Here is a 2,883-nt window from a genome sequence, read left to right on the forward strand (position 1 = left end):
TGTGATCAATTTTTATTTTTGGAGTGATCATCTGGATCATAAAATTAGTGCGGGTCCGATTCCTCCGGAGTATACCTATATTGGAAATTTTGAGGTCCTTGTGGAAGAGCAGCCGAGAAGCTACGGAGACTGGAATCCCAAGATGTATCGTCAGCTGCAGTGGGAGCGCATTCCGGAGGACAAACGACATAACTTCAAAGCTGCCGGCAAGGCAGACAGCAGCCAACAGGTGGAAATTGCCGGAGTCATGGTGCGATGGGGCACCCAATCACTTTCTCTGGACCGAATCCCGAACCTAACCAACTACACGGAATTGGACCGTCTRCCTTGTCTGACATCCTTGACTGTTTTCGATTGGAGCTCTGCACTAGAGAACTATGTAAGAACGCATAATTTTATCTACAAGCTGGAGCTGGAACTCCAGACAGCCGTGGAACGGATTGATTTGCAGCACACACTCATCACAGAATTCACAATGAAGCCGCAAAACATCCATGAGCTGATTGTTCCTAAGGACATGGATCGAATGACGTTTGAAGGAAGTTTGCAGCATGATGTTTATATCAAGCACGAGCGGGAAGGGCGTGGTATCACGCTTCGATTGAATGGCGATGCGGTGAAGACCTATCGTTTATTGTGGGGTCTCAAGGATTTGTCTGTGCTGGAGCTGTACTCTGCCGATGATATCGATCTGGGAGACGTCATCGATCGGTTTCCTTCGCTACAGAGCTTACGTATGTGGGGCAAGCCAGGCTACATYCGTGGTATGGAGCAGCTGTACAAGCTCGAACAGCTTCAAATGTTCACGACGGTGGACATGTTTGGCTTTTCAGGCGAGCAGTTTCCACATCCACATCAGTTGCCTCAGCTACACACGTTGTGGTTGACCAGCTTGCCGGATGATGCAGCAAAGACGATCAAGCAAGCCTACAAACAAGCAGCGAAGCAAGGTCTGGATTTATCCGTTCACCAACCGCGCAAGCCGAATTGGCTAGCTGATAATCTCGATAACCCATTTCGGGCGTGGGACGGTCGAGATGGAATTACACCTGTACAAGCGAAAAAGGCTGCCTCGCTGTATAAACAGATACGCGGGCAACTACGGGAGTTTGCGGCTCAGGCGCAAACAGGTGAAATGTCCTCCAAGGACGTGCAGCTGCAGCTCGAACACACCTTTTCCACCTATATCGAAGGGTTCAACAAACTAGACAAGCGCAAGGTGTTTATTTATACCGTGGAACGAGAGGAGATTTTGGGTGCCCTAACTCCGCTTATATCCGGGCTTGTTAAGGAACTTCAGGCGATTCAGATCGAAATTGATGAACATTCGCTGTGGGAGTATTCCGACCAACTCCGCGATTTTTGATCCGAACAAAATTAGTTGACTTACTGATACAAATCAGGTTTGACGAAACAGCAATGGTTGGATGGTTTACAAAATCACTATAATAACCCTGCTATCCAGAAATTCACTGGGGATCTGCATATCATTAATTCAAATGGTACAAAAGGGGAATTGATAAAGAAAATTGTTACACCTGCTCAAGCTTGGGAAGAAACGAAGAAATGGGCGTCTCAACAAGGGTACCCAATTAATTGAACGAGGTGAGACTAATGTTAAATACAGCTATTTGGTTGGAACAAGATTATTGTTCCAACCAAATAAAAGATGCATATTTGAAATCTAGATATTTCAATCTTAGAATACCTTTTAGTGAACAACAGAGTGATTATGAAATTTGTAGATTTAAACTTATTGTTGAAGAAGTGAGGGGTGATAAACAACTATTGTTGGATTCTGCTGTGTTAGGTGAAAAAATAGCAGAAGCGGAGTATAAGAGCGTATCGTTTTCAGAAAATGATATTATATATTATTCACATGAGAATAATTTCACGGATAGTGAGAATAAAACCATTCAAACAGCTATTATCGAAGGTGTATTACGCCAAAAAAATCTTTACCAAAGAGAAAACATAGAATTGTCCGGGGAGTATCATGTAAATATTCAAGTTTTTCGAAAAGAGATATCTCAGCCAGATTTTTTATCAGTGGAAGCACCACCCATTTTAACAGACTACGAACAAAAAATTGAAACAATTACTGTGTATATACTGATTTTCAAAGACTCTATTGATTTGAAAAAAAACAGTAGACTTAGTAGTACCTCTGTTTACGGTAGCTTGGGAAACCTAGGCTTTTTTATGGTTGATCTTGATTTATTTAGTGAATTTATTAGAAGTGAGGTTGGTGACGGGGCAGTCAATCTTGTGGATTTATTTACAACAACTGATCTGGTTGATAAATGTTTTGAAGAGGGGTTATTGATAATCACTTGGGGGATAAAGCCATGGCACTATTATATTCACGCAATGAATAATTCAATTATATTCGATGAATGTATTGTCAGTGGAACTTACAAAATTAAAAATAAGACCAAAAAATTATCTGTAATTCCAGGGAATGAATTGCTTACATGGCCTGAGTGTCTTGAAAAAGAATGGCCTACAATTTGTATAGAGGGTGACGGTGAAAAAATTGTTTTATCGCTATGTACTTATTCTGGCAATCTTGGAAATGAAATAATTCCTTTGTATACACTCCGTAGAAGTGAAGAGCCTGTAGAAAATATTGAACCGATTATTAACTACAATTTTCTCGATTAATACCACTAGCGCTGAAATTGATCTTTATCACGAAAATTTGGGAGGAGAAATCCGTAGCAAGGAGGATAGCGATGAAAGCATATCAGAAGTTTGTCATTTATTTCTTGGATGACCCGACATGGGAGAAGCGAAAAGACGGGCCACCGCTCGAATTGTTCGACCGCATGACGGCGGAAGAACGTCAGGCAGCGGAAGAAGAGCTTCTCCGCATCGTAAGCC

The 2,883-nt window shown here is 41.9% G+C and carries 2 protein-coding genes; both read left to right on the forward strand.

Annotation, left to right across the window (positions count from 1 at the left end; genetic code table 11):
* Positions 1 to 1,366 (forward strand): hypothetical protein (locus AC1DWN_RS31580; RefSeq protein ID WP_477562809.1); only part of this gene is annotated, 1,366 nt, incomplete at its 5' end.
* 248 nt (positions 1,367 to 1,614) lie between these two features.
* On the forward strand, positions 1,615 to 2,664 hold the full coding sequence (locus AC1DWN_RS31585; protein WP_477562810.1) for a hypothetical protein: 1,050 nt from the start codon (positions 1,615 to 1,617) through the stop codon (positions 2,662 to 2,664).
* Positions 2,665 to 2,883 lie beyond the last annotated feature (219 nt).

This window comes from Paenibacillus sp. P4_A7, assembly GCF_056402455.1.